Genomic DNA, 24,211 nt, shown 5'->3' with positions numbered 1-24,211 from the left:
AGGATCGGGCCGCAGCGAGGCAGGCTCCCTTGTCGCAAGCACGCCATGACCAGCCGCTATCCCGATCCTGTGGATCAGGACGGAAGTCCGGGCAAGCGAGGACGATCGATGTTCGGCAGCATCGCCCTGCGCATCACCCTGGCCCTGACCCTCGCTGCCGGGCTCGGGCTCGGACTGGTCCCGCAACTCGATCTGGCGGTGTCCGATCTGTTTGTCGGCGCCGGCCCGGCATTCCCATGGCGCTTTTCGGCATCGGCCCGGCTGTTGCGGTCGCTGGGGATGCACCTGCCGGTCTGCGTGGCGATGGCCGCCGCTCTCGCCCTGGCGCTGCGCATGGCCCTGCCGCGGTTGCCGCGATTCGTCGACACGCGGACGCTGATCGCCGTGCTCCTGGCCTTCCTCCTCGGCCCGGGCCTGCTGGTCAACGGCGTGCTGAAGTGTCATTCCGGGCGCGAGCGTCCGCTTGCTGTCCTGGAGGCGGTCGAGCGCGGCGAGGCGAGCCGGTTCCGGCCATGGTGGGATTTCGGCGGCAGCTGCCGCTCCAACTGCTCCTTCGCCTCCGGCGAGGTGTCCGCCGCCGCGTTCCTGCTCGCGGCGACGGCGTTGCTGCCGGCGATGCTTCGCGGCATCGCCGCCGTGATCGCGTTCGCCTTCACGGCTGGCGTGGCGCTGCTGCGCATCGGCTTTGGTGGCCATTTTCTGTCGGATGTGCTGCTCGCCGCCCTGCTCACGCATCTCATCGCCATCGCCGCCATGCGCCTCATGCATGACGAGCACCGGGTGCCGGGCGGGCCCGGGGCGCTCGACGGGTGGTGGCGCCGGCGGTTCCGCTACGGCCGGGTGCGCAAGCCGGCCGCGTTGGTCACTTGGCGGACGCGCGGCGCAGGGCGCTGACGACCGCGCCCATGCAGGAGAGGGCGACGGCGACAGGGATGGCGGCGAGCAACTGGTCGCGGCTGCCGGCGAGCGCGAAGACGACGCCGGCCAGCGCCGCGCCGATCGACTGGCCGAGCAGCCGCGCCGTCGACTGCAGGCCGCTCGCCCCGCCGCTGCGCCAGGGCGGGGCCGAGGTGATGATGGTCTTGTTGTTCGGCGACTGGAACAGGCCGAAGCCGATGCCGCAGACCGCCAGCCGCCAGGCGATGTCGAGGAGGCCGGGCGCGACGGGCAGCAGGAGCAGCAGCGACAGCCCGGCGGCCATGACCGCGAGGCCGAGGCCGCCCAGCAGCCCCGGTGCATGATGGTCGGACAGCCGGCCGGCGATCGGCGACATCAGTCCGGTGGCGACCGGCCAGGGGGTCATCAGCAGGCCTGTGGTGAGAGGGGAGAGGCCCAGCTGGAGCTGGAAGTAGAAGGGCAGCGACACATACATCAGCATCTGCGCGCTGAAGGCGCTGATCGAGGCCGCCATCGACAGGGCGAACACCGGCAGGCGCAGGAGGTCGACCGGGAGCAGCGGCTGCGGCTCGGCGAGCTGGCGGCGGGCGAGGATCGTGCCGACGGCCGCTGCCGCGGCCAGCTCCAGCCAGGGGAGGATCGGAATGTCGTGGTGGCCGAGGCCGTCGAGGCCGTGGATCAGCAGGCCGAAGGTCACACCGCTGAGCAGTGCCCCGGGCAGGTCGAAGCGCGCGCCGGAGCGTGGCGTCCTGGGCAAGGTGCGCGTGGCGACGGCGAGGGCGAGCAGGCCGATCGGCACATTGACCAGGAACAGCCATTGCCAGGGCGCGGCGGCGAGGATGGCCGCCCCGATGGTGGGGCCGGCCGCCGCCGACACCGCCACCACCAGCGCCGCATTGCCGACGCCGCGCCCGATCATGGCCGAGGGATAGATGAAGCGCACCAGGGCGATATTGACGCTCATGATGCCCGCGCCCCCCAGGCCCTGCAGGCCGCGCGCCGCGACGAGCAGGGGCAGGGAGGGAGCCAGGGCGCAGAGCAGCGAGGCGGCCGTGAACAGCGCCAGCCCCCAGCAGTAGACGCGGCGATAGCCGACGATATCGCCGAGCGCAGCCAGCGGCAGCAGGCTCACGGTGACGGCGAGCTGATAGGCGTTGACCACCCAGATCGTCTCGGATTCGGCGATGGCGAGATCGCGGGCGATCGAGGGCAGCGCCACGTTGACGATGGCGCCGTCGAGCACGGCCATGGTCATGGCGATGGCCACGGCGAGGAAGGCCCAGGCGCGCTGGGGGCTCGGAAGGCCGTCGGCTTTGGTCGAATACTGCAAGTGTCGGCTGTCCCCGATGGTCGGCATGGCGACGGGCGCCGATTGCGCCGCCTTCATAGCAGCGCCGGCAGGGCGTGGCGACCGGCCGCGGCGCGCCTCGCGGTCACGTCGGCGACAGCGAGCCCACCGGCTTCGAGGATCGGCAAGATCGGCGCGGCGATGCGGAGTGGCTGCGCCTCGTCCCGGCCTCAGCCCGGCGCGCCGATCGCCGCGGCGGGCGCCATCGGGAAGAAGACGCCGGCGGAGGCGACGCCGAACATGGCGACGCCGTCGACCGGGCGAACCTCGCCGAGCGCGACGAGATCGTAGAACAGCGCCCGGTTCACCAGCGCCCATAGCCCGGCCCGGACATGGACATAGGGCTTGAACCCGTCCGCAGCGCCGGTCTCGAAGCGCAGGCCATGGTCCGGGCCGGCGGTGGTCCAGTCGTCCACATTGGTGCGGAAGGACAGGGCCGGCCCGGCCGCCGTCTCGGCAACCACCATCTCGACCGCGACGAAGGGCGCGTCCTCGACCGTGATGCCGACACGCTCGACGGGTGTTACCAGCACATAGCGCTCGGGGTCCCTGCGCAGGATCGACGCGAACAGCTTGACCAGCGGCAGCCGGCCGATCGGGCTGCCCATGTAGAACCAGGTGCCGTCGGCGGCGACGCGCATGTCGATGTCGCCGCAGAAGTCCGGATTCCACAGATGCACCGGCGGCAGAGCCCGGCCGCCGGTGGCAGCGGCTCGGGCCGCCTCGGTCAGGCCGTCGAGATCGGGTTGTCTGGGCGTGCTCACGGCTCGGTCCGCATGGTGCGGTCACGATACTTTGAACGCTTGCCGGGGAAAACCCCGCCGCTCCGGCGAAAGTTCCGCGCAGGCGCTCGTCGCAATCGGCCGGCGGCGTTACTATGTCGCGCTCGGGCGTGCCCGGGACGATCGGGCCTGCGACGCGCTTCTGCGCAACGGTCGCGATGGCCGCACGGCGGAAAAAGGGTGGGGACGGCCGCCTTTCCGCCACCATCGGCCCGGAAGGTGCCCGGCTCGTGCGCGAACGGGCGCGATGTCGTGCCGGGCTCGCAGGAACCGGGAACCATGAGGTGATGATGAGCAGCGAAACCGCCACCAGCCTGGACGAAGTGATCATCCGCTCCGCCGAAACCACGGCCGCTCAGGTCCGCAAGGCGCGGGAGGCGATCCATGCCGTGATCTTCGGCCAGGAGGGCGTCGTCGACGGTGCGCTGATCACGCTGCTGTCGGGCGGGCACGGCCTGCTCGTCGGCGTGCCGGGCCTGGCCAAGACCAAGCTGGTGGAGACGCTCGGCACGGTGCTGGGCCTCGATGCGCGGCGCGTGCAGTTCACGCCCGACCTGATGCCCTCCGACATCCTCGGCTCAGAGGTGCTGGAGGAGAGCGCGGCCGGCAAGCGCGCGTTCCGCTTCGTCCAGGGGCCGGTCTTCGCCCAGCTCCTGATGGCCGACGAGATCAACCGCGCCTCGCCGCGCACCCAGTCGGCGTTGCTGCAGGCGATGCAGGAATACCACGTCACCGTGGCGGGCAACCGCTTCGACCTGCCCAAGCCCTTCCACGTGCTGGCGACCCAGAACCCGCTGGAGCAGGAGGGCACCTATCCGCTGCCCGAGGCCCAGCTCGACCGCTTCCTCATGCAGATCGACGTGCCCTATCCCGACCGCGAGGCCGAGCGGCGCATCCTCTTGTTCACCACCGGCGCCGAGGAGACGCCGCCGCGGCCGGCGATGAGCGTGGAGGACCTGCTCAACGCCCAGCGCCTGGTGCGGCGCCTGCCGGTCGGCGACAGCGTGGTGGAGGCGATCCTCGACCTGGTACGCGCGGCGCGACCGGGCGCGGCAAAGGATCTGGAAGGCAAGATCGCCTGGGGCCCCGGCCCGCGCGCCAGCCAGGCGCTGATGCTGGCGGTGCGCGCGCGCGCCCTGCTCGACGGCCGTTTCGCGCCGTCGGTCGACGATGTCGCCGCCCTGGCCGAGCCGATTCTCAAGCACCGCATGGCGCTGACCTTCGCGGCGCGGGCCGAGGGGGAGACGGTCGAGGGCGTGATCGCGCGCCTCGTCAAGACGGTAGGGTAGGGATTTGGCGGTCGCCACGCGTCTTCTGGCCGAAGCCGAAACCCGGCCCGGCCCGCGCACCGAACAGGTTGCGCTCGACCTCGCCCGCTCGCTGCCGCGCCTTGCCATCGAGGCGCGGCGGGTTGCGAGCGCGTCGGTGCACGGGTTGCACGGCCGTCGCCAGGCAGGCGACGGCGAGACCTTCTGGCAGTTCCGGCATTTCAGCTTCGGTGAGGCGGCGACGCGGGTGGATTGGCGGCGCTCGGCGCGCGACGACCATCTCTACGTGCGCGAGCGCGAGTGGGAATCGGCGCATACCGTCTGGCTCTGGGCCGATCGGTCGGCGTCGATGGCCTTCATCTCCTCGCTGGCGCAGGCTTCCAAGGTCGAGCGGGCGCTGGTGCTGACGCTGGCGCTGGCCGACCTCCTGGTGCGCGGCGGCGAACGGGTCGGGCTGATCGGTGCCACGCGGCCGTCGTCCAGCCGCAACGTGGTGGAACGCTTCGCCGAGGCGATGCTGCGCCAGGGCGCCGTCCCGCAGGGCCTGCCCCCCGCCATGCCGCTGGCGCCGCGCACCGAGGCCGTGCTGCTGGGCGACTTCCTCGGCTCGGCGGCCGAGACCGTCGAGCGCGTCGCCGCGCTGGCCTCGCGCGGGGCGCGCGGGCACCTGGTCATGATCGCCGATCCGGTGGAGGAGACCTTTCCCTTCTCCGGCCGTTCCGAACTGATCGATCCGGAGGACGGGCGTCGCCTCACCGCAGGCCGGGTGCAGGCGCTCAGGGACGGCTATGTCGGCCGCCTGGCGGCGCATCGCGAGGCGTTGCGCCGGGACATCCGGCCGCTCGGCTGGACGTTGACGCTGCACCGCACCGACCGGCCGGCCTCGCAGGTGCTGCTGGCGCTGCATCCGTTGCTGCAGGCCGCCGGGGGAGCGCCGCGATGATGCCGCTTGCCTTCACCTCACCCCTGATGCTGCTGGCCCTGGCGGCCCTGCCGGCGCTCTGGGTGCTGCTGCGCCTGGTGCCGCCGCGGCCGCAGCGCATCGCCTTCCCGCCGCTGAGGCTGCTGCTCGGCCTGGCGCCGACCGAGGAGACGCCGGCGCGCACGCCCTGGTGGCTGACGCTGCTGCGCCTCGGCATCGCGGCGCTGGTCATCCTGATGCTGGCCGGCCCGGTGTGGAACCCGACGGGACGGGCCGCCTCCGGGTCGGGGCCGCTGCTGCTGCTGGTCGACAATGGCTGGGCCGCCGCGCGCGACTGGGAGCTTCGCCTCAAGGCGGTCGAGGATCATCTCGCCGTTGCCGAAGGCGCCGGCCGCCCGGTGGCGCTGCTGGCGACGGCCGGGCCGGCGACGGATCTGTCGCTGTCCACCGCCGCCGCGGCGCGCGACCGGCTGCGGGCGTTGAGGCCGGAACCCTGGACCCCGGACCGGTCGGCGCATCTCAAGACCCTGGCGGCCTTTCTCAAGCGCGAACCTGCCGCGGCGGTGGTCTGGTTCAGTGACGGCCTCGCCGCCGCGGCCGATCCGTCCGTCGACGGCCTGAAGGACGTGCTCGCCGGGCGGGCGCTGGAGATCGTCCAGGACACGGCCCGCGGCCCGCTGGCCCTGGCCGGAGCCGAGAATGCGCCCGGAGCCCTGACGGTGAAGGTGCTGCGTGCACTCGAAGGAGCGCCGTCGGCCGGCATCGTGCGGGCCCTCGACATCAAGGGCCTGCCGCTCGGCGAGGCCCGCTATGCCTTCGAGCCCGGCCGCCGGGACACCGTGGCGCGCTTCGGCATGCCGGTCGACCTGCGCAACGACGTGGCGCGGATCGAGATTGCCGGCGAAGCCTCGGCCGGGGCGGTGCAGCTTCTCGACGACCGCTGGCGGCGGCGCGTCGTCGGCGTCGTCTCCGGCCAGACCGCCGACACGGCCCAGCCGCTGCTGTCGGGCGCCTTCTACCTGTCGCAGGCCCTGGCTCCCTTCGCCGATGTCCGCCCGTCGGAGGGCGTGTCACCGGCCGAATCGATCCTGCGCTTCGTCGACGACAAGCTGCCGGTGATCATGCTGGCCGATGTCGGCACCTTCGCCGAGGCTGAGGACAAGCTCGCCGCCTGGGTCGATGGCGGCGGCGTGCTCGTGCGCTTCGCCGGCTCGCGCCTGACGGCCGCCTCCGACCCGCTGGTGCCGGTGACGCTGCGGCGGGGCGGGCGCACGCTGGGCGGCGCGCTCTCCTGGGAGAAGCCGCAGACGCTGGGACCCTTCCCCGCGGGCGGTCCGTTCGCCGGCCTTGCCGTGCCCGGCGACGTCACCGTGACGCGGCAGGTGCTGGCCGAACCCGACGGCGACCTGCCCGAGCGCACATGGGCGGTGCTCGCCGACGGCACGCCGCTGGTCACGGCAGCCCGCCACGGCAAGGGGCTGATCGTGCTGTTCCACGTCACCGCCGACACGAGCTGGTCCAACCTGCCGCTGTCCGGCACCTTCGTCGACATGCTGCGCCGCCTGGTAGCGCTGGCCGGTTCGGCGGTGAAGCCGGGCGAGGCCGCGCAGCACCGCGCCGAACCGGTCCTGGCCGCCCCGGCCCGGACCCTGAACGGTGCCGGCGTCTTCGAGGCGCCGCCGCCGACGGCCCAGCCGGTGCACGCCGACGATCCCGGCATCGGCCGCGCCGAGCATCCTCCCGGCTTCTACGGACCGCCCGACGCCCTGGTGGCGGTCAACACCCTGGCGCCGGACACGGCGCTGACGCCGTTCGTGCCGGACTGGCCGGGCGCGCGCGTCAGCGCCTATGCGGCCGCGGCCCCGCGCGAGCTCGGCTCGCCGCTGCTGCTGGCGGCGCTGACGCTGCTGCTGGCCGACAGCCTGCTCGTCTTCCTCCTGGGCGGGGGCGGCGCGCGGCTGCGGCGCCTTGCCGGTGCGGCCGGCGCCGCGGGACTTGTCCTGGCACTGGCGGTCGCGCCGCCGGGCGAGGCGCGGGCACAGGGCAAGCCTCCCGTCGATTTCGAGGCGACGCTCAAGACTCATCTCGCCTATGTCGTCACCGGGGACAAGGAGACCGACGAAACCAGCCTCGCCGGTCTGCGCGGCCTGACCGCCTTCATCACCGACCGCACGGCGCTGGAGCCCGGCGATCCGATCGGCATCGACCTCACCCGCGACGAACTTGCCTTCCATGCGCTGCTCTACTGGCCGATCGTCGCCGGCGCCGCGCCGCCGCCGCCGGCGGTGATGGCCAAGATCGACGCCTTCATGAAGTCGGGTGGGACCATCCTGTTCGACACGCGCGACGCCCTGCAGCAGGGCACCGGGTTCGGCGCGACCCCGGCTGGAGAAACCTTGCAGAAACTGTTGTCCTCGCTCGATATTCCGGAGCTTGAGCCTGTGCCGGGCAACCACGTCCTGACCAAGACCTTCTACCTCATGGAGAAGTTTCCGGGCCGCTATGACAGCGGCGACACCTGGGTGGAGGCCATGCCGGCGGCGAGCGCCGAGGAGGGCGACCGGCCGGTGCGGGCGGGCGACGGGGTCTCGCCGATCATCATCACGTCCAACGACCTTGCCGCGGCCTGGGCGGTGACGCCCGGCCTCGACCCGATCTATCCCTTGACGCCCGGCGGCGCGCGCCAGCGCGAGATGGCCTACCGGGGCGGGGTCAATCTGGTGATGTATGCACTGACCGGCAACTACAAGGCCGATCAGGTGCATGTGCCGGCGCTGCTGGAAAGGCTGGGGCAGTGATGTCGGGCCTTTCCCTCGCTTTTGCCCCGCTGCTGCCCTGGCCGGCGATCTGGGTCCTGGCCGCGCTGGCCGGCGCGGTCGCGCTGCTCAACCTCGGCGCCGGCCTGCGCGGTGCGATCCTGCGGGCCGGAGCCCTGGCGCTCACGGTGCTGGCGCTCGCCAACCCCTCGATCATGCGGCAGGATCGCGAGACGCTGGCCAATGTCGTGGCGGTGGTGGTCGACCGCTCCGGCTCGCAGGGCATCGCCGACCGGACGGCCGAGACCGATGCGGCGCGCGACGTCCTGGTGCGGCGCCTGAAGGAGCTCAAGGACACCGAGGTGCGGGTGGTCGAGGCCGGCAATGACGGTGCCGTCGTCGACGGCACCGCCCTGTTCGGGCCCCTGTCCAACGCGCTCGGCGACGTACCGCCGGAGCGGGTGGGCGGCGCCGTGCTGATCACGGACGGCGTCGTGGACGACGTCCCGGCCAAGGCGGCGGCGCTCGGCTTCGATGCGCCGGTGCATGCGCTGATCACCGGCCGGGCCGATGAACGCGACCGGCGCATCGCGCTGGTCGAGGCGCCGCGCTTCGGCATCGTCGGCCGCAGCCAGACCGTGCGCTTCCGTGTCGTCGACCAGGGACCGGACATGCCGCGCAGCGCTTTGGTCGTGGTCCGGCGCGACGGCGAGGAGATCGCCCGGCGCAATGTCGCCGTCGGCTCGGTCGCCGCCGTCGACGTCGAGATCGCCCATGGCGGCGCCAACATCGTCGAGCTGGATGCCGAGGCGGTTCCCGGCGAGCTGACCGCCATCAACAACAAGTCCGTGCTGTCGATCGAGGGCATCCGCGACAAGATGCGGGTGCTGCTGGTCTCCGGCGAGCCGCATGCGGGCGAGCGGACCTGGCGCAATTTGCTCAAGGCCGACGCCAATGTCGAGCTGGTGCATTTCACGATCCTGCGGCCGCCGCACAAGCAGGACAACACGCCGATCTACGAATTGTCGCTGATCGCCTTCCCGACGCGCACCCTGTTTGCCGAGAAGATATCCGACTTCGATCTGATCATTTTCGATCGATACGCCCAGGAAGGCATTCTGCCGCAGATGTACTTCGACAACATCACCGAATACGTCCGCAACGGCGGCGCGGTGATGTTGGCTTCCGGCCCGGACTTCGCCTCCGACGCCAGCCTGTGGGGCACGTCGTTGGCCGATATCCTGCCGGCCGAGCCGACCGGCGGCGTGATCGAGCAGCCATTCAGGCCCAAGGTCACGGAACTCGGCAAGCGTCACCCCGTCACTCGCGACCTGCCCGGTTCCGCCTCCGATCCGCCGGCCTGGAGCGAGTGGTTCCGCACCGTCGAGACCAATCAGAAGAGCGGCACGGCGGTGATGTCGGGCGCCAAGGACCAGCCGCTGCTGGTTCTGTCGCGCCAGCAGAAGGGCCGCGTCGCCCTGTTCCTGTCAGACCATGTCTGGCTGTGGGCGCGCGGCTTCGAGGGCGGCGGCCCCTATGTCGACCTGCTGCGGCGGCTGTCGCACTGGCTGATGAAGGAGCCGGACCTGGAGGAGGAGGCGCTGCGGGCCTCGGCGCACGGCGCCAACCTGGTGGTCGAGCGGCAGACCATGGCCGACAAGGTCAACCCCGTCACGGTGACCAGTCCCTCCGGCGAGAACACGACGCTGCAACTGACCCAAGCCGAGCCTGGCCTGTGGCGCGGCACGCTCGCCACCAAGGCCATGGGGCTGTGGCGGGCCACCGACGGCACCCTGACGGCGCTGGTCAACATCGGACCTGCCAATCCGCGTGAATACCAGGAGGTGGTCTCCACCACCGAACGCCTGGCGCCGCTGGCGCAGGAAACGCACGGCTCGGTCCGTCGCCTCGTCGAGGGAACCGGTGTCGAGGTGCCGCGAGTGGCGCTGGTGTCCTCGGGCAGCAACCTTGCCGGCGAGGGGTGGATCGGCGTCAAGCAGGCCAGCGTCAGCGTGGTGCGCGGCGTCGGAGTGCTGCCCCTCTTCGGCGGCCTGATCGGCCTCGCCCTGCTGCTGGGCGTCCTGGCGGCGATGTGGGCGAGGGAGGGCTGGGTGCCGCGGGCGAGATAGCCCCTCCCGGAACCGCAGGCCACCGCATTCATGACCCTCCTGCACCAGCAGGCGGGAAGATGCGGGGATCGTGGCGCAGCTCGAGGGCGGGCCGCCGTTGCACACCCGGGGGAGGGTGGCTACTCCGCCGCGAAGCGCGCCGCCGGTCCGCTGTAGAGATAGGCCCGCTCGCGGGTGCTGGGGTGCCCCTCCGGCGGGATATCGGAGCGGAGGACCGCGGCGGTCTGGCGCGCCATCGGCGTCACATCCTCGATGCGCACGCACCAGTCGTTGACGTAGCGCTCGACCGCCTCGCCGGCAAGGCCGATCTGAATGGAGCGGACGCCTTCGATCGGCCGGATCTTCCAGTCCCGTTCCGGGTCCCACTGGATGCGCACGGAGCTGTTCTCCACGGATCGCTTCCAGGCGTCATGGGACTCGTGCAAGCCGGGCACGAAATGCGACAGGGCGGCGTGGTCCAGCGCCCATTCGAAGCCCTCGCGGGTGATGTCGATGCCCAGCACGCACTCCTGGCTCTCCTTCTGCGCGTAGCCGCAGCGATACATCATCCAGTTGAAGGAGGGCTTGATCCAGGTCATGCGCCCCATCCTGAAAGGCGGCACAAAGCGGCTGGCCTTGACGGCGGCGCCGGCGATTTCGGGACGGAAGGCCTGGTAGACGCGGATGGTGGTGTCGTCGAATATGGCTCTGATGGTTCCGGTGGACATAAGGGACCTCTTTGGCCGGCGCCTCGCAGCTATGCGGGCGGCTTCGGCTTGATCTGCACGTAGATCTCGGCGGGTCTTTCGGCGAAATAGCGAAACAGGGCAGGGCAGAGCCAGCCTTCCGCGTCGAGATCGGACGAATAGTAGACGTTGCCGCTGCCGTCCTCCCGTCGCCATTCCAGGCGAAACTGGTGGCCGGGGAAGGCGGTCGCGGAGAAGACCAGGACGAAGCCGCGATGCGCGTCCGGGATATGGGCGGTGACGCGGTCGAGCATCGTGTCGGCGCCGCCGACGAAGGGCTCGGCCACCAGCCCGACGCGCGGATCGTCGAAGACCCACATATCGAGGTAGCGATAAGGCGCTATGATGTTGATCGCGTTCATGGCCGCTCCGAGCGGCATCTCCGCCTTGTCTGATCTTTCTTGCGGCATACAACAGGCTGGCGGCGGATGCACGCCGCATCGGCCGCGCGGCGTCCCGTGGCTGGCGCAAGCCGGTTCGGCGGGGCCTGCCAAGGGCGCGGGAGCGCGTCGTCCGGCCGAATAAGTCTGACATTCGGGATTGACGTCGCGACGGCCCGGTTCCACACCTTCCGCCTCATTTGGAGGCCGCCATGCCCTACGTCGCCGATGCCGACCGCTATTCGAAGCTTCCCTATCGCCGCACCGGTCGCAGCGGCCTGATGCTGCCGGCGATCTCGCTCGGCCTCTGGCAGAATTTCGGCGGGGTCGACGTCGCCGAGACCGGGCGGGCGATCGTCCGCCGCGCCTTCGACCGCGGCGTGACCCATTTCGACCTCGCCAACAACTACGGCCCGCCGCCCGGATCGGCCGAGGAGAATTTCGGCCGGCTCCTGGCCGGCGACCTGAAACCCTATCGCGACGAGCTGATTATCTCGACCAAGGCCGGCTACGACATGTGGCCGGGCCCCTATGGCGTCCTGAACTCGCGCAAGAGCCTGCTCGCCAGCCTCGACCAGAGCCTGAAGCGCATGGGCCTCGACTATGTCGACATCTTCTATTCGCATCGGGCCGATCCCGACACGCCGCTGGAGGAGACGATGGGCGCGCTCGACAGCGCGGTGCGCCAGGGCAAGGCGCTCTATGTCGGCCTGTCCTCCTATTCGCCGGAGCTGACGCGGCGGGCCGCCGGCATCCTCGCCGAACTCGGCACGCCCTGCCTGATCCACCAGCCGTCCTATTCGATGATCAACCGGCACGTGGAGGGCGGGCTGCTCGACACGCTGGGCGAACTCGGCATCGGCTGCATCGCCTTCTCGCCGTTGGCCCAGGGCATGCTCACCGACAAATATCTCGACGGCGTGCCGGCCGGCTCGCGCGTCACCAAGGGCGGCTCGCTGCGCCAGCATTTCCTGTCGGACGACAACATCGCCCGCATCCGGGCGCTGGACGCGATCGCCCGGCGGCGCGGGCAGAGCCTGGCTCAGATGGCGATCGCCTGGGTGCTGCGCCAGCCGGCCGTGACCTCGGCCCTGATCGGAGCCCGGACGGTCGAGCAGCTCGATGTCTCGCTGGATGCGACGCTGGCCGACGCTTTCTCGCCGGAGGAACTGGCCGAGATCGACCGTCACGCCACCGAGGGCGGGATCGACCTGTGGACCCGCTCCTCGAACGTCAAGGCGACGGTGTAGCCTCGCCTGGCGATCCAGCGCGTCGATCGGCCAAAATCGCCCGCCTCCCGCCCGAGGCCGTGGCTGCCAAGGGGCGCTATCGCTTTCTGTCGGAGCGGGCGGCCAGCGGCAGCTCGTCGAACAGGAGCGGCGATGCGCTGGTGCGCGCCCGCTCGATCGAGAGAATGCGCAGCTTGGTGTCGACGCCGCCATTGGCAGAGAAGCCGCCGGTGCGGCCGCCGGCGGCCAGGATGCGATGGCAGGGCACGATGACCGGAATCGGGTTCTGGCCGAGCGCCTGGCCGACGGCGCGCGCTGCGCCGGGATCGCCCAGCCGGGCGGCCATCTCGCCATAGGTCATGGTCTCGCCCGGAGGAATGGCGCAGGCCAGCGCATAGACTTCACGGTGGAAGGGCGGGGCGCCGTCGAGATCGAGCGGGACGGCGGAGAAGTCGGCGCGGCCGTCCGCGAGCAGGGCCTTGACCGCCTCGATGGCGGCGGCGATGTCGGGCGGCGACACCCCCTCGGCGAGATCGGGATATTTCTGCCGCAACCGGTCGCCGGTGCGTGCCGGGCTGGCCTCGGGCAATTGGAACGCGAAGACGCCGCGCTCGCCCCAGGCAATGGCGCAGGCGCCGATCGGCGTGTCGAAGATGGTGAAGCTCCGGGATGCCATGGACCTAGCCTATAGCATCGCGGCGGCGGGGCGGCCAAGGCGCCGACCCGATCCATCGCCGGCGTGGCGGTGCGGCGCGAGATCGTCGCCGGCCTGTCGGCCGGCGGTCCGAAGGATGGCCGATGCCGCGGCGGGTGGCCGTCGCGGCATCGACCGGGCCGCGGCTCACGCCGGATGCTTGGCGATCCAGGCGTTCAAGGCCACGCCATAGGCAATGAGGAAATCACGGGTGCCGTCATTTGTCAGCTCGCCCGACTCGCTGAACAGGCTGCCGGTGTTGCCGATATAGGCTTCCGGCTGGCCCAGGGTAGGCATGGCCAGGAAGGAGAGCGACTGGCGCAGATGATGGTTGGCGCCGAACCCGCCGATCGCACCGATCGAGGTGGAGATCACCGCTGCGGGCTTGCCGATGAGCACGCCCTGGCCGTAGGGGCGCGAGCCGACGTCGACGGCGTTTTTCAGCACGCCCGGCACCGAGCGATTGTACTCGGCGGTCACGAACAGCACGGCGTCGGCTGCCTTGATCCGGTCGCGGAAGGCCGTCCATTCGGCCGGGGGATTGGCTTCGAGATCCTGGTTGAAGAAGGGCAGGTTGCCGATCTCGACGAAGTCGAAGGCGAGATCGGGCGTCAGGGCGGCCAGCGCCTTGGCGATCTTGCGGCTGAAGGATTCCTTGCGCAGGCTGCCGATGAGGACAGCCACGGTCTTCCGGGCGGACATGGAGGCTCCGAATGCTGTGGACGGGTGCCGCGAAGGCACGCCGATGCTGCAGGTATCGGACAAGCCGCCGTGTTTTCCAATCGCAGGATTGGCGAGATGGCCTTGCAGATTTGCAAGGATGCCGTGTTCGCCCCGATTCGACTCTTGGCCGGCCCGGTCCTACATTTGAGGTCTCCCAGCGGGGTGACTTCATGCGCAGCTCCGAGGTTCGTCCAAGAGATCTGGCCCGCAGGCATGCGGATCGGCGCGGCGAGACCGGCGACGGCTTTCGCCGGGAGACCTTCACGCTGCCGCGCGAGGAGGCGAGGGCGAAGGCGCGCGAAATGTTCTCGCGCTACCCCAAGGCCGCCTACATGACCGAGATCGAGTTCTGGGAAGAATTGCCGGATGGCCGCATCTTCATGACGATGCGTCGCCTGCCGGCGGCCGATTGATGAACGCAGCGCTTCCATGTGAAGGCGCCCTCCGGCGGGGAGGGCGCTCGCATGCGTCGGCGGCAGAACAGGGCCGCGGTCAGGCCGCCTTTTCGGCCTTGTCGTCCTCGTCCTCTTCGCTTTCGTCCTCGTCTCCTTCGTCCTCCGCGTCCGTATCCGCGTCTTCTTCGTCCTCGTCTTCTTCCTCGGCCTCGACCAGGTCGAGCGCCACGATCGGCAGCGTGTCGCGGAAGAGGTCGCCTTCCTCGCCCATCCAGACGCACACGGCATCCTCGCCGCGCGCCTCGATCACCGTCATGGGCTGACCGCCCGACCTCAGAACCACCACGTCTCCAGCCTTTACCATCGCCGCCTCCTCTGTTGCGTGCGCGACAAGGCTAGGCCGGTTGCGTGACGGCCAGACGAAAGCGGCTCGAAAGCCCGTTCGGCCAGGTCTGCGACGGTGCTGCTCAGGGCCACTTCACCATGGGCGGCATCGACGACAGGATCGAATCGACGTTGCCGCCCGTCTTGAGGCCGAACAGGGTGCCGCGGTCGTAGATCAGGTTGAACTCGACATAGCGCCCGCGCCGGACGAGCTGTTCCTCGCGGTCGGCCTCGGTCCAGGGCGCGGCGAAGTTGCGGCGGACCAGGTCGGGATAGACGCCGAGGAAGGCCTCGCCGACGTCGCGGGTGAAGGCGAAATCCGCCTCCCAGTCGCCGGAGTTCAGCCAGTCGTAGAAGATGCCGCCGACGCCGCGCGGTTCGTTGCGGTGCTTGAGGAAGAAATACTCGTCGCACCAGGCCTTGTAGCGGGCATGGTCGGCGACGGCATGGGCATCGCAGGCCGCCTTCAGCGCGGCGTGGAAGGCCTGAGTGTCGGCGTCCTCCTGGGTGCGGCGGCGGTCGAGCACCGGCGTCAGGTCGGCGCCGCCGCCGAACCAAGCCTTCGAAGTCGCCACGAAGCGGGTGTTCATGTGCACGGCCGGGACGTGCGGATTGTGCAGGTGGGCGATCAGCGAGATGCCGGAGGCCCAGAAGCGCGGATCCTCCGCTGCGCCGGGAATGTCCTTGCGGAATTCCGGGGAGAACTCGCCGAACACGGTGGAGCAGTGCACGCCGACCTTCTCGAAGACGCGTCCGTGCATCATCGCCATGACGCCGCCGCCGCCCGGCGCGCCGCTGTGGTCGGTGCGGGCCCAGGGCGTGCGCACGAAGCGTCCGGGCGGGCGGTCGGCCAGGGGCGTGGCCGGCGGCAGCGCGTCCTCGATCGCCTCGAAGGCGGTGCAGATGCGCTCGCGCAGCGCCTCGAACCAGGCGCGGGCGGCCGCCTTCCGGGCGTCGAGGTCGGTGGGGAGGGATGTTTCGGTCACGGCGTCGGTCCAGTCGGCCTGCGGGTCGGGCGGCACCATAGTGTCAGCTCCGGCCCGAGGCGAGGGAGTCGAGTGCGCCGGTCTGCCGCATCGCCTCGCCCAGCACCATGGCGGCCGCGACGGCGACGTTGAGCGAGCGCAGGTCGGGGCGCATCGGCACGCGGACGCAGGCGTCGGCCGCCGCATGCACGGCCTCGGGCACGCCGGCGGATTCGCGGCCGACCATCAGCACGTCGTCGGCGCGGAAGGCGAAGTCGGCATAGGGCAGGGCGCCGCGGGTGGTGAGCAGCACGAGGCGCCGCCGGCCGGCGCTGCGCCAGTCCTCGAAGGCGGCGAAGGACACGTGGCGATCGATGCCGACGCGGTCGAGATAGTCCATGCCGGCGCGGCGGAAGGCCCGGTCGGACACCGGGAAGCTGGCGGGCTCGACGATCGCCGCGCCGACGCCGAGACAGGCGCACAGGCGCAGCATCGTCCCGGCATTCTGCGGGATATCGGGCTGGTAGAGGGCGAGGGTGAGCATGGCTGGTCCGGTCCGGCGCGCGCCGGACGCCGTGCCGGCGCGCGGGGCGTCCTGCCATGCGCGCATCGCGGCGCCGGCGCAAGGCCGGCTCGCCCTTCGCCTGCGGCGGGGCGAGCCCGCGGCTCCTCGCCCGAGCCGTCCCGGGCGTTGATGCGACATAGCGCCTTGCCCGCATGTGCGATCTAGACAACTTCGCAACAGGATGGCATGAGCCGTCTGATCGGAGTTTGCCCCGGTTTCGCCGTGATTAGGCTCGCCGCGACGCAGGGAATGCTCCAGGATGCACGGCCACGGTCGAGGCGTGGCGTGTCAGGCGTTCCGGTCCGACCGGGACGGACGCAGTAGAAGGATCGATCCGTGGCCTCCACGCACGAACACGCCTTACCGGCCAGTCGCAGGGACTTCATCTACATCGCCACCGCGACCGTGGGCGCCGTCGGCGCCGCTGCCGCGGTCTGGCCGTTCATCAGCCAGATGAACCCGGACAGCGCCACGATCGCCGCAGGCGCGCCCGTCGAGGTCGACCTGACGCCGATTCCGGTGGGACAGGAGATCAAGATCTTCTGGCGCGGCGCCCCGATCTACATCCGCCACCGCACCGAGACCGAGATCAAGGCGGCCGAGAATGTCGATGTGGCGACGCTGCGCGACCCGCAGGCCGATTCGGACCGCGTCAAGAAGGGCAAGGCCGAGTGGCTGGTCGTGACCGGCATCTGCACGCATCTGGGCTGCGTGCCGCTCGGCTACCAGGGCGAGTACGATGGCTGGTTCTGCCCCTGCCACGGCTCGGTCTACGACACCTCCGGCCGCATCCGGCAGGGGCCGGCGCCGCTGAACCTCGCCATTCCGCCCTACAATTTCGAGGGCGAGCAGAAGATCATCATCGGTTGACGCCGATTCAGACCCCAAGAAGATACCAGCCAAGGTCATGAACTCATGAGCGGACCGTCGACCTGGACCCCCAAGAGCGCCATCGGGCGGTGGTTCGAGAGCCGCCTGCCGATCGGCGGACTCGTCCATTCCTCCTTCATCGCCTATCCCGTCCCGCGCAACCTGAACTATTGGTGGACCTTCGGCGCCATCCTGTCGTTCATGCTGGTGGCGCAGATCGTCACCGGTGTCGTGCTGGCGATGCACTACACGCCCGAGGCGACGCTCGCCTTCTCCTCGGTCGAGAGCATCATGCGCGACGTCAACTACGGCTGGCTGCTGCGCTACCTGCACGCGAACGGCGCGTCGATGTTCTTCCTCGCGGTCTACATCCACATCTTCCGCGGCATGTATTACGGCTCCTACAAGGCCCCGCGCGAGGTGCTGTGGCTGCTGGGCGTGGTGATCTTCCTCCTGATGATGGCGACCGGCTTCATGGGCTACGTGCTGCCCTGGGGCCAGATGTCCTTCTGGGGCGCCACGGTCATCACCAACCTGTTCAGCGCCATCCCGGTGGTCGGCGAGTCGATCGTGACCTGGCTGTGGGGCGGTTACGCCGTCGGCAACCCGACGCTCAACCGCTTCTTCGCGCTGCACTTCCTGCTGCCGTTCATGCTGCTGGGCGTGGTCGTCCTGCACGTCTGGGCGCTGCATGTGACCGGCCAGAACAACCCCGACGGCATCGAGGTGAAGTCGTCGAAGGACACCGTGCCGTTCACGCCCTATGCGACGCTGAAGGATCTGTTCGGCATCGTCTGCTTCCTGATCTTCTATTCCTGGTTCGTGTTCTACATCCCCAACTATCTGGGCGACGCGGTGAACTACGTGCCGGCCGATCCGGGCGTCACCCCCGCACATATCGTGCCGGAGTGGTACTTCCTGCCCTTCTACGCCATCCTGCGCGGCGTTCCCGACAAGCTCGGCGGCGTGATCCTGATGTTCGGCGCCATCGCCATGCTGGCGCTGATGCCCTGGCTCGACACGTCCAAGGTGCGCTCGGCCAAGTATCGCCCGCTCTATCGCCAGTGCATCCTGATCTTCGGCGCGGTGGTGATCGGCCTGGGCTATCTCGGTGCTCAGCCGCCGGAAGGTGGGTATGTCATCGCCTCGCGTCTCCTGACCTTCCTCTACTTCGCGTTCTTCCTGATCGTGCTGCCGGTGCTCGGCCTCATCGAGAAGACCAAGCCCCTGCCGGCCTCGATCGCCGACGCGGTGCTGGAGCGTTCGAAGGGATCGGCCCCGACGTCCGTGGGTGCCCCGGCTGCGCCGCAGACCAAGGGTTGAGGCAGGCTTCAAAGAGATGACGATGCAGATGTTCAAATTGTCTCGCCTCACCGGCCTCAGCCTCGCCGCCGCCCTGAGCTTCGCCTCGCTTCCGGCCATGGCCTCGGAAGGCGGCGCGCATATCCCGCGCCAGAGCTGGTCCTTCTCCGGCCCATTCGGTACTTTCGACCGGGCTCAGCTGCAGCGCGGCTTCAAGGTCTATCGCGAGGTCTGCGCCGCCTGCCACAGCCTGCACCGCGTCGCCTTCCGCAACCTCGCCGATCCGGGCGGCCCCGGCTTCACCGAGGGCCAGGTCAAGGCGCTGGCAGCCGAGTACGAGGTGCCGGGCGAGCCGGACGACAAGGGCGAGGTCAATCCGCGCAAGGGCCGGCCGGCCGACCACTTCCCGCTGGTCTTCGCCAACGACAACGCCGCCCGCGCCGCCAACAACGGCGCGGTGCCGCCGGACATGTCGCTGCTGGCCAAGGCGCGCAGCAATCCCCCGGGCTTCCCCGGCTTCATCTTCGATATCTTCACGCAGTATCAGGAAGGCGGGCCGGACTATATCCACGCGCTGATCGCCGACGGCTATCTCGACGAGGCCAAGGGCGAGAAGCCGCCGGAAGGCGTCAAGGTTCCGGACGGCACCCACTTCAACAGGGTGTTCCCGGCGCCGCACTTCATCGCCATGGCCAAGCCGATCGCCGACGGCCAGGTCGAGTACACCGACGGCACGCCGCAGACCGTGGACCAGTACGCCCGCGACGTCGCCGCCTTCCTGATGTGGGCGGCCGAGCCCAAGCTCGAGGAGCGCAAGCAGACGGGCTTCAAGGTGATGATCTTCCTGATCGTCCTGGCCGGCTTGCTCTACTTCACCAAGAAGAAGGTCTGGTCCGCCATCGGGGCGCACTGAGCCTGCCTCATGTCGGCATGACGATGTTTCCGGAAGGGCCCCTCGCGGGGCCCTTTCGCATTCGGCGAGCGGACCGCCTCCCGGCTGAGCACGAGGCCCGCCCGGTCGGCTCCGACCGGGTGCTCGGCCACGCGGTGACAACGGCGCCGGTGCTGCTCGCCGGCTCGTTACGGTCGCCGGGCGGATCCCGGTCTGACCCCCGCCCCGGCGCCTTGCAGCGCATGGCGCATGGTTTCGCCGCATTCTCCTGCTGCAACGCCGGCTGTCCGGCATGCGCTCGCGGGGGAGGAAATATGAGGCGACATCGCAAGGGCCCCAGCCGGCGGACCGTCCTCGGCGGCGCCCTCGCCGCCGTGCTGCCCGGCGGGGCTGCCCAGGCTTTCGCCGTTCCCGCCGCGCCGCCGCTGATCGCGACGGATTATGCCGCGGCAAGGACGACGTTCCGGACCCGTCTGACCCGGGTCGGCCCGGCGCCCGATCGCGGCGAGCCGCTGACGCCGCCGGCGGGCGCGCGACGCCTGGGCTACCGCTCCGGCGATCTCGACCTCGTCGCCTGGGTGTCCGACGGCGTCGAGGCCGGCACCCGGCCGGCGGTGCTGTTCCTGCACGGCGGCAACGCGCTGGGGACGGGGCATTGGGACCTGACGCTGCCCTATCGCCTGTCCGGCTATGTGGCGATGGTGCCGGCCCTGCGCGGCGAGAACGGCCTGCCCGGCGCCTTTTCCGCCTTTTACGACGAGACGGGTGACGTGCTGGCTGCGGCGCAAGCCCTCGCCGGCCTGCCAGGCGTCGATCGCGAGCGGATCTTCCTGGCCGGGCACAGCATCGGCGGGACGCAGGCCATGCTGGCCGCCATGAGCACGCGGCTGTTCCGCGGCGCCGTCGCCTTCTCGGGCAATCCGAACGCCTATGCCTTCTTCAAGCGCTTCCCGGAGGAGGTCTGCTTCGACACGCGCAACCGGCGCGAGTTCGAGATGCGTTCGGCGCTGTGCTATGCGACGAGCTTCAAATGTCCCGTCCGCATCCTGCACGGCACGGCGGAGACGCGCCTCGCCGAAGCCAGCCGCCTGACCGCGGATCGGGCCGGCGGGGCCGGGCTCGACGTCCAGGCCGCGGCCGTGCCGGGCGATCATTTCACCGCCCTGGGGCCGGGGATCCGCGGCAGCCTCGCGTTCTTCGGGCTGCTCTGAGCGTGCCGCATGGCTCGCTGCGGCGGTCACAGGCGTGCTCGGGTTGATTTTCGGCCGATCAGGCTGTATGTCCCGGCGCGTCCGTGACCAGACACCCCTGGAGGCATCGCGGGCGCAATGGCCGCGTGGGCGGCCCTTTTCTTTTGACCCTGAGGATTTCACCACCATGTCCGCTGTCAAGCAGATCTCCGCCACGGTGCGCGAGCGTGTCGGCAAGGGGGCCGCACGTGCCGTCCGCCTCGGCGGCAAGGTGCCGGCCGTCATCTACGGCGCCGGCAAGGCTCCGACCCCCATCGCCATCGACCTGAAGTCGACGACGCAGCTCGTCTATGCCGGTCACTTCCTGACCACGATCTTCGAGATCGACATCGCCGGCGAGAAGACCCGCGTCATCCCGCGCGACTATGCGCTGCACCCGGTCAAGGATACGGTCGAGCATGTCGACTTCCTGCGGATCGCCTCGGGCGACAAGATCCGCGTCGACGTCCCCGTGCACGCCGTCAACGCCTCGTCGGCTCCCGGCGTGAAGCGTGGCGGCTCGGTCAACATCGTCACGCACTCGCTGACGGTGCTGGCGCCGGCGGATGCCATTCCGGAATCGATCGACGTCGACGTGTCCGGGCTCGACATCAACGATGCGCTGCACGTTTCGCAGGTCACGCTGCCGGCCGGCGTCACCGTTGCCGCCCAGGGCGATGCGACGCTGGTGTCGATCGTGCCGCCGACCACCGAGGCCGAGGCTGCTCCGGCTGCCGAGGCCGCCGCCGCGGCGCCCGAGAAGAAGTAAGGCCGTCATCGCGCCTGAGCTTGCGATGGCCGGGCTTGTCCCGGCCATCGCTGTTTGTGCGTCAATGGGAGAGCGCCATGCGCCTCTTCGTCGGCCTGGGCAATCCGGGCGGAAAATATGCCGGCAACCGGCACAATATCGGCTTCATGGCCGTGGACGAGATCGCGCGGCGGCATCGCTTCGCGCCCTGGCGCGCCCGGTTCCAGGGCGAAGTCTGCGAGGGATCGCTCGGCGCCGAACGGGTGCTGCTGCTCAAGCCGACCACCTACATGAACGAGAGCGGCCGGGCCGTCGGCGAAGCCATGCGCTTCTACAAGATCGGCGTCACCGACGTCTTCGTCTTCCATGACGAGCTGGACCTCGCGCCGGCCAAGCTCAGGGTGAAGCGCGGCGGCGGCAATGCCGGACACAACGGCCTGCGCTCGATCACGGCCCATTGCGGCAACGAATACTGGCGGGTGCGCCTGGGCATCGGCCATCCCGGCGACAAGGGGCTGGTCCATCCCTATGTGCTCAACGACTTCGCCAAGGCGGAGATGCCGTGGGTGGAGGATCTGTGCACGGCCTGCGCCGACTTCGCCGAACTGCTGGCCGCCGGGGACGATCCGAGCTTCCAGAACAAGGTGCACCTGTTCATGGCTGCTCACGGCCATGAGGTGGTGCGGCGTGTCGGCGAGAAGGCGGGCGACTGACGCGGTCCGATCCTGCGAAGCCGGTTGCGCGGGCTCCGCCTCAAGGGCTATTCAGCGCTCGGATTTGCGGCGGCGCGGATCGGGACTTTCCCATCGTCCGCGGACCCGCCGCCAGCAAGATGATGGAACGGTCATGGGCTTCAAATGCGGCATCGTCGGCCTGCCGAACGTCGGCAAGTCGACCCTTTTCAATGCGCTGACGCAGACGGCGGCGGCGCAGGCGGCGAACTATCCATTCTGCACCATCGAGCCGAATGTCGGCGACGTCGCCGTGCCGGACGACCGGCTCGAGAAGCTGGCGGGCATCTCCAAGTCGGCCCAGATCATCCCGACGCGCCTGACCTTCGTCGACATCGCCGGCCTGGTGCGCGGCGCCTCCAAGGGCGAGGGGCTCGGCAACCAGTTCCTTGCCAACATCCGCGAATGCGATGCCATCGCCCATGTTGTGCGCTCCTTCGAGGATGGCGACATCACCCACGTCGAGGGCAAGATCGACCCGATCGCCGACATCGAGACGATCGAGACCGAGCTGATGCTCGCCGATCTCGAAAGCCTGGAGAAGCGCGTCGTCGCCCTGGAGAAGAAGGCGCGCGGCGGCGACAAGGAGGCCAAGGAACAGCTCGACCTGGTCAACCGGGCCCTGGTGCTGCTGCGCGAGGGCAAGCCGGCCCGCCTCGTCGACGTGAAGCCGGAGGAGCGGCGGGCCTTCGACATGCTGCAGCTGCTCACGGCCAAGCCGGTGCTCTATGTCTGCAACGTCGAGGAGGCCTCGGCCGACAAGGGCAATGACTTCTCCGAGCGCGTGCTCGGCCGCGCACGGGAAGAGGGGGCCGTGGCCGTGGTGGTCTCGGCCAAGATCGAGAGCGAGATCGCGGTGCTGCCGGCCGAGGAGCAGCGCGACTATCTCGATGCCATCGGCCTCGCCGAGCCCGGGCTCAACCGCGTGATCCGCGCCGGCTACGCCCTGCTCGACCTCGTCACCTATTTCACCGTCGGCCCGAAGGAAGCGCGGGCCTGGACCATCACGAAGGGCACGCGCGCGCCGCAGGCGGCAGGCGTGATCCATTCCGACTTCGAGAAGGGCTTCATCCGCGCCGAGACCATCGCCTATGCCGATTATGTCGCGCTCGGCGGCGAGGCGGGTGCCAAGGAGGCCGGCAAGTTCCGCCTGGAGGGCAAGGACTATGTCGTTGCCGACGGCGACGTGCTGCATTTCCGCTTCGCCAATTGAAGGGTCGCAGGGCAGCCTTGCCCCGGGCGCACTTGTCGCGCCCGGCCGAGTTCGGGCAGTCTGCCGCCATGGCTGAACCGCATCTCTTCTTCGAAGACTTCCATCCCGGCGAGGTGCTCGCCTACGGCTCGCACACTGTGACGAAGGACGAGATCATAGCCTTCGCCGCCGAATATGACCCGCAGCCCTTCCACCTCGACGAGGCGGCGGGCGAAGCCTCGCTGCTCGGCGGGCTGGCGGCGTCGGGCTGGCACGCCTGCGCCATCCTGATGCGACTCAACTGCGACGGCTTCCTGCTCGATGCGGCGTCGATGGGCGCGCCGGGGATCGACGAAGTGAAATGGCTCAGGCCGCTTCGGCCCGGCATGACCGTGTCGGTGCGGCGGCACGTGCTGGAGGCGCGCGCTTCGCGCAGCCGGCCGGGCATGGGCCTGGTCAAGTTCCTGTTCGAGCTCGTTGCCGGCGACGAGACCATCCTGACCCAGGAGGGCACGATCATGCTCGGCCGGCGAGGGAGCGCCTGATGTATTACGACGACGTGCCGGTCGGCCACAGCGACGAACTCGGCTCCTTCACCTTCACCGCGCCGGAGATCAAGCGCTTCGCGGCTCAGTTCGATCCGCAGCCCTTCCACATGGACGAGGCGGCGGCGGCCCGGAGCGCCTTCGGCGGTCTGGTCGCCTCCGGCTGGCACGTGGCGGCGATCTGGATGAAGCTGATGGTGGCCTACCAGAAGCGCATGCTGGCGGAAGCCCGGGCGCAGGACCGCCCGGTCGGCCGCCTCGGCCCGTCGCCGGGGTTCCGCAACATGGTGTGGGCGCTGCCGGTGCGCGCCGGCGACACGCTGGCCTATCGCTGGGAGATCACCGCCAGGAAGGCGAGCGCCTCCCGGCCGCAATGGGGCATCGTCACCATGCTCAACCGGGCGACGAACCAGGATGGTGCCGAAGCCTTCCGCTTCGAGGGCGTGGTGTTCTGGGAGCGTCGGCCGGGCTAAAGCGTTTTGGGATTTGACGGAATCGCGTCAAGTCGCAAAGACGCGTCGAAACAAGGCGTTAGAGCAA

25 protein-coding genes are annotated in these 24,211 nt (G+C 69.9%); 16 read left to right on the top strand and 9 right to left on the bottom strand.

The window, feature by feature from the left end; all coding sequences use genetic code 11:
* The first annotated feature begins 108 nt into the window (after positions 1 to 108).
* Positions 109 to 894: a phosphatase PAP2 family protein gene (locus tag AC27L4_RS10975; protein ID WP_487142159.1), complete on the top strand. Its 786-nt coding sequence runs from the start codon at positions 109 to 111 to the stop codon at positions 892 to 894.
* On the opposite strand, the gene AC27L4_RS10970 is transcribed toward AC27L4_RS10975, so the two are convergent.
* Positions 863 to 2,254 (bottom strand): MFS transporter, encoded by a 1,392-nt coding sequence (locus tag AC27L4_RS10970; protein ID WP_487142158.1) that lies wholly within the window; start codon positions 2,252 to 2,254, stop codon positions 863 to 865. The two genes, AC27L4_RS10975 and AC27L4_RS10970, sit on opposite strands and share 32 nt — an antisense overlap.
* 161 nt (positions 2,255 to 2,415) lie before the next feature.
* Complete coding sequence (locus AC27L4_RS10965; protein ID WP_487142157.1) at positions 2,416 to 3,009, bottom strand: DUF1285 domain-containing protein; 594 nt, start codon at positions 3,007 to 3,009, stop codon at positions 2,416 to 2,418.
* Between the two features lie 305 nt (positions 3,010 to 3,314).
* Here AC27L4_RS10965 and AC27L4_RS10960 point away from each other — a divergent pair, with 305 nt between their 5' ends.
* From AC27L4_RS10960 to AC27L4_RS10945, 4 genes are read left to right on the top strand one after another with little or no spacing between them, the layout of a single operon-like run.
* A complete protein-coding gene (locus AC27L4_RS10960; protein ID WP_487142156.1) occupies positions 3,315 to 4,316 on the top strand; it encodes an AAA family ATPase in 1,002 nt (333 codons plus the stop codon).
* Positions 4,317 to 4,320: 4 nt separating this feature from the next.
* Positions 4,321 to 5,238, top strand: a complete 918-nt coding sequence (locus AC27L4_RS10955; RefSeq protein WP_487142155.1) for a DUF58 domain-containing protein — start codon at positions 4,321 to 4,323, stop codon at positions 5,236 to 5,238.
* The gene (locus AC27L4_RS10950; protein WP_487142154.1) at positions 5,235 to 8,015 is read left to right on the top strand and encodes a DUF4159 domain-containing protein; all 2,781 of its coding nucleotides are present in this window, start codon (positions 5,235 to 5,237) and stop codon (positions 8,013 to 8,015) included. The genes AC27L4_RS10955 and AC27L4_RS10950 overlap by 4 nt, the downstream gene beginning before the upstream one ends.
* Positions 8,015 to 10,102 carry a hypothetical protein gene (locus AC27L4_RS10945; RefSeq protein WP_487142153.1) on the top strand — a complete coding sequence of 696 codons (2,088 nt, stop codon included), beginning with the start codon at positions 8,015 to 8,017 and terminating at the stop codon, positions 10,100 to 10,102. Before AC27L4_RS10950 ends, AC27L4_RS10945 begins: the two co-directional genes overlap by 1 nt.
* 119 nt (positions 10,103 to 10,221) lie before the next feature.
* On the opposite strand, the gene AC27L4_RS10940 is transcribed toward AC27L4_RS10945, so the two are convergent.
* Both AC27L4_RS10940 and AC27L4_RS10935 read right to left on the bottom strand, forming a co-directional pair.
* Positions 10,222 to 10,809 (bottom strand): DUF4291 domain-containing protein, encoded by a 588-nt coding sequence (locus AC27L4_RS10940; protein WP_487142152.1) that lies wholly within the window; start codon positions 10,807 to 10,809, stop codon positions 10,222 to 10,224.
* A gap of 29 nt (positions 10,810 to 10,838) precedes the next feature.
* A complete protein-coding gene (locus tag AC27L4_RS10935) occupies positions 10,839 to 11,189 on the bottom strand; it encodes a DUF6717 family protein (RefSeq protein ID WP_487142151.1) in 351 nt (116 codons plus the stop codon).
* Between the two features lie 230 nt (positions 11,190 to 11,419).
* Here AC27L4_RS10935 and mgrA point away from each other — a divergent pair, with 230 nt between their 5' ends.
* On the top strand, positions 11,420 to 12,457 hold the full coding sequence (gene mgrA / locus AC27L4_RS10930; RefSeq protein WP_487142150.1) for an L-glyceraldehyde 3-phosphate reductase: 1,038 nt from the start codon (positions 11,420 to 11,422) through the stop codon (positions 12,455 to 12,457).
* A 76-nt stretch (positions 12,458 to 12,533) separates the two neighbouring features.
* Here the strand turns inward: mgrA and AC27L4_RS10925 are convergent, their stop codons facing one another.
* A complete protein-coding gene (locus tag AC27L4_RS10925) occupies positions 12,534 to 13,112 on the bottom strand; it encodes a methylated-DNA--[protein]-cysteine S-methyltransferase (RefSeq protein ID WP_487142149.1) in 579 nt (192 codons plus the stop codon).
* Positions 13,113 to 13,277: 165 nt separating this feature from the next.
* Entirely contained in the window at positions 13,278 to 13,832 is a 555-nt protein-coding gene (locus AC27L4_RS10920) for an NADPH-dependent FMN reductase (protein ID WP_487142148.1), read from the bottom strand.
* 191 nt (positions 13,833 to 14,023) lie between these two features.
* On the opposite strand from AC27L4_RS10920, the gene AC27L4_RS10915 reads away from it, so the two are divergent.
* A complete protein-coding gene (locus AC27L4_RS10915; RefSeq protein ID WP_487142147.1) occupies positions 14,024 to 14,266 on the top strand; it encodes a hypothetical protein in 243 nt (80 codons plus the stop codon).
* Between the two features lie 79 nt (positions 14,267 to 14,345).
* Here AC27L4_RS10915 and AC27L4_RS10910 read toward each other — a convergent pair whose 3' ends face one another.
* The 3 genes from AC27L4_RS10910 to AC27L4_RS10900 all read right to left on the bottom strand — a co-directional run bounded on the left by AC27L4_RS10910 (position 14,346) and on the right by AC27L4_RS10900 (position 16,141).
* Positions 14,346 to 14,612, bottom strand: coding sequence for a DUF2158 domain-containing protein (locus AC27L4_RS10910; protein WP_487142146.1), 267 nt, complete (start codon positions 14,610 to 14,612; stop codon positions 14,346 to 14,348).
* A gap of 103 nt (positions 14,613 to 14,715) precedes the next feature.
* A complete protein-coding gene (gene hemF / locus AC27L4_RS10905) occupies positions 14,716 to 15,657 on the bottom strand; it encodes an oxygen-dependent coproporphyrinogen oxidase (protein WP_487142145.1) in 942 nt (313 codons plus the stop codon).
* 4 nt (positions 15,658 to 15,661) lie between these two features.
* Entirely contained in the window at positions 15,662 to 16,141 is a 480-nt protein-coding gene (locus tag AC27L4_RS10900) for a tRNA (cytidine(34)-2'-O)-methyltransferase (RefSeq protein ID WP_487142144.1), read from the bottom strand.
* Positions 16,142 to 16,498: 357 nt separating this feature from the next.
* Between AC27L4_RS10900 and petA the strand changes: the two genes are divergently transcribed.
* From petA to AC27L4_RS10855, 9 genes are all read left to right on the top strand, one after another.
* Positions 16,499 to 17,032 carry a ubiquinol-cytochrome c reductase iron-sulfur subunit gene (gene petA / locus AC27L4_RS10895; protein ID WP_487142143.1) on the top strand — a complete coding sequence of 178 codons (534 nt, stop codon included), beginning with the start codon at positions 16,499 to 16,501 and terminating at the stop codon, positions 17,030 to 17,032.
* Positions 17,033 to 17,077: 45 nt separating this feature from the next.
* The gene (locus AC27L4_RS10890) at positions 17,078 to 18,355 is read left to right on the top strand and encodes a cytochrome b (RefSeq protein ID WP_487142142.1); all 1,278 of its coding nucleotides are present in this window, start codon (positions 17,078 to 17,080) and stop codon (positions 18,353 to 18,355) included.
* 22 nt (positions 18,356 to 18,377) lie between these two features.
* Positions 18,378 to 19,247 carry a cytochrome c1 gene (locus AC27L4_RS10885; RefSeq protein WP_487142141.1) on the top strand — a complete coding sequence of 290 codons (870 nt, stop codon included), beginning with the start codon at positions 18,378 to 18,380 and terminating at the stop codon, positions 19,245 to 19,247.
* A 293-nt stretch (positions 19,248 to 19,540) separates the two neighbouring features.
* A complete protein-coding gene (locus AC27L4_RS10880) occupies positions 19,541 to 20,437 on the top strand; it encodes an alpha/beta hydrolase family protein (protein ID WP_487142140.1) in 897 nt (298 codons plus the stop codon).
* Between the two features lie 166 nt (positions 20,438 to 20,603).
* Entirely contained in the window at positions 20,604 to 21,224 is a 621-nt protein-coding gene (locus AC27L4_RS10875; RefSeq protein WP_487142139.1) for a 50S ribosomal protein L25/general stress protein Ctc, read from the top strand.
* 77 nt (positions 21,225 to 21,301) lie between these two features.
* A complete protein-coding gene (gene pth, locus AC27L4_RS10870) occupies positions 21,302 to 21,916 on the top strand; it encodes an aminoacyl-tRNA hydrolase (protein ID WP_487142138.1) in 615 nt (204 codons plus the stop codon).
* Positions 21,917 to 22,049: 133 nt separating this feature from the next.
* A complete protein-coding gene (ychF, locus tag AC27L4_RS10865; RefSeq protein WP_487142137.1) occupies positions 22,050 to 23,147 on the top strand; it encodes a redox-regulated ATPase YchF in 1,098 nt (365 codons plus the stop codon).
* 68 nt (positions 23,148 to 23,215) lie between these two features.
* Complete coding sequence (locus tag AC27L4_RS10860; protein ID WP_487142136.1) at positions 23,216 to 23,671, top strand: MaoC family dehydratase; 456 nt, start codon at positions 23,216 to 23,218, stop codon at positions 23,669 to 23,671.
* A complete protein-coding gene (locus AC27L4_RS10855; protein WP_487142135.1) occupies positions 23,671 to 24,144 on the top strand; it encodes a MaoC family dehydratase in 474 nt (157 codons plus the stop codon). The genes AC27L4_RS10860 and AC27L4_RS10855 overlap by 1 nt, the downstream gene beginning before the upstream one ends.
* Positions 24,145 to 24,211 lie beyond the last annotated feature (67 nt).

The sequence above is a fragment of the Labrys sp. Lb11 genome, from assembly GCF_057554225.1.
This window is presented reverse-complemented; position numbering and strand designations above follow the sequence as displayed.

What these genes read in the sequence shown, in the direction of transcription:
- AC27L4_RS10915 (WP_487142147.1), top strand. Translation starts at nt 14,024, where the DNA reads ATGCGCAGCTCCGAGGTTCGTCCAAGAGATCTGGCCCGCAGGCATGCG.
- AC27L4_RS10950 (WP_487142154.1), top strand. Translation starts at nt 5,235, where the DNA reads ATGATGCCGCTTGCCTTCACCTCACCCCTGATGCTGCTGGCCCTGGCG.
- AC27L4_RS10975 (WP_487142159.1), top strand. Translation starts at nt 109, where the DNA reads ATGTTCGGCAGCATCGCCCTGCGCATCACCCTGGCCCTGACCCTCGCT.
- ychF (WP_487142137.1), top strand. Translation starts at nt 22,050, where the DNA reads ATGGGCTTCAAATGCGGCATCGTCGGCCTGCCGAACGTCGGCAAGTCG.
- AC27L4_RS10900 (WP_487142144.1), bottom strand. Translation starts at nt 16,141, where the DNA reads ATGCTCACCCTCGCCCTCTACCAGCCCGATATCCCGCAGAATGCCGGG.
- AC27L4_RS10855 (WP_487142135.1), top strand. Translation starts at nt 23,671, where the DNA reads ATGTATTACGACGACGTGCCGGTCGGCCACAGCGACGAACTCGGCTCC.
- hemF (WP_487142145.1), bottom strand. Translation starts at nt 15,657, where the DNA reads ATGGTGCCGCCCGACCCGCAGGCCGACTGGACCGACGCCGTGACCGAA.
- AC27L4_RS10925 (WP_487142149.1), bottom strand. Translation starts at nt 13,112, where the DNA reads ATGGCATCCCGGAGCTTCACCATCTTCGACACGCCGATCGGCGCCTGC.
- AC27L4_RS10935 (WP_487142151.1), bottom strand. Translation starts at nt 11,189, where the DNA reads ATGAACGCGATCAACATCATAGCGCCTTATCGCTACCTCGATATGTGG.
- pth (WP_487142138.1), top strand. Translation starts at nt 21,302, where the DNA reads ATGCGCCTCTTCGTCGGCCTGGGCAATCCGGGCGGAAAATATGCCGGC.
- AC27L4_RS10940 (WP_487142152.1), bottom strand. Translation starts at nt 10,809, where the DNA reads ATGTCCACCGGAACCATCAGAGCCATATTCGACGACACCACCATCCGC.
- AC27L4_RS10970 (WP_487142158.1), bottom strand. Translation starts at nt 2,254, where the DNA reads ATGCCGACCATCGGGGACAGCCGACACTTGCAGTATTCGACCAAAGCC.
- AC27L4_RS10910 (WP_487142146.1), bottom strand. Translation starts at nt 14,612, where the DNA reads ATGGTAAAGGCTGGAGACGTGGTGGTTCTGAGGTCGGGCGGTCAGCCC.
- mgrA (WP_487142150.1), top strand. Translation starts at nt 11,420, where the DNA reads ATGCCCTACGTCGCCGATGCCGACCGCTATTCGAAGCTTCCCTATCGC.
- AC27L4_RS10920 (WP_487142148.1), bottom strand. Translation starts at nt 13,832, where the DNA reads ATGTCCGCCCGGAAGACCGTGGCTGTCCTCATCGGCAGCCTGCGCAAG.
- AC27L4_RS10945 (WP_487142153.1), top strand. Translation starts at nt 8,015, where the DNA reads ATGTCGGGCCTTTCCCTCGCTTTTGCCCCGCTGCTGCCCTGGCCGGCG.
- AC27L4_RS10860 (WP_487142136.1), top strand. Translation starts at nt 23,216, where the DNA reads ATGGCTGAACCGCATCTCTTCTTCGAAGACTTCCATCCCGGCGAGGTG.
- AC27L4_RS10880 (WP_487142140.1), top strand. Translation starts at nt 19,541, where the DNA reads ATGAGGCGACATCGCAAGGGCCCCAGCCGGCGGACCGTCCTCGGCGGC.
- AC27L4_RS10960 (WP_487142156.1), top strand. Translation starts at nt 3,315, where the DNA reads ATGATGAGCAGCGAAACCGCCACCAGCCTGGACGAAGTGATCATCCGC.
- AC27L4_RS10885 (WP_487142141.1), top strand. Translation starts at nt 18,378, where the DNA reads ATGCAGATGTTCAAATTGTCTCGCCTCACCGGCCTCAGCCTCGCCGCC.
- AC27L4_RS10875 (WP_487142139.1), top strand. Translation starts at nt 20,604, where the DNA reads ATGTCCGCTGTCAAGCAGATCTCCGCCACGGTGCGCGAGCGTGTCGGC.
- AC27L4_RS10890 (WP_487142142.1), top strand. Translation starts at nt 17,078, where the DNA reads ATGAGCGGACCGTCGACCTGGACCCCCAAGAGCGCCATCGGGCGGTGG.